The 644-nt window shown below is 46.0% G+C and carries 1 protein-coding gene; it reads left to right on the forward strand.

Going from position 1 to position 644, the window contains the following annotated elements; genetic code table 11:
* Nucleotides 1–488 (forward strand): IS110 family RNA-guided transposase (locus ACSLUR_RS19080; protein WP_448556921.1); only part of this gene is annotated, 488 nt, incomplete at its 5' end.
* Nucleotides 489–644 lie beyond the last annotated feature (156 nt).

Raw genomic sequence — 644 nt, forward strand, 5'->3', positions numbered from 1 at the left:
TACTAAGTGACTTATGGCAAGACATTAAAGCATTAAACCAGCAAATTCTTAAACATGACCGAAAGCTCTATCAACTCGCGAACCAAATGAACGCGGCAAAACGCTTGATGAGTATACCTGGTGTTGGAGAAATCACGGCAACGGCGGTTGTTGCGACGGTGAGTGACGCAAAAGATTTTGATACCAGTCGCGCCTTTAGCGCTTGGATAGGCTTAGTCCCTAGGCAATACACGACAGGTGGGCAAGTGAAACTTGGGCGAATCAGTAAACGTGGCGAAAAACACATTCGCACCTCACTCATTCACGGTGCACGAGCCGTTATGGCCAACTGCAAACACAAAACAGACAGGACGAGCTTATGGGTAAAAGGCTTAATTGAGCGTCGAGGATTTAAACGAGCAACCGTCGCCCTTGCGGCCAAGAATGCGCGGTTGATATGGGCACTGCTGCGAAGTGGAAATGAATATCAATTTGATTATGTAAAATAGAAAAGATTGAAGTAGTAAAGGTAACCTTAACGGTTAACTCCACCGAGTTTTAGCATGAGCGATTGACGATAACACGGTCAGACCGAGAGCATAAAAGCCTGTTTAGTCGGGAAGCGCATTTCTTGAAAGAGAAGACGCTGTTTAACGAATGAGGCC

Source organism: Thalassotalea montiporae (assembly GCF_053485855.1).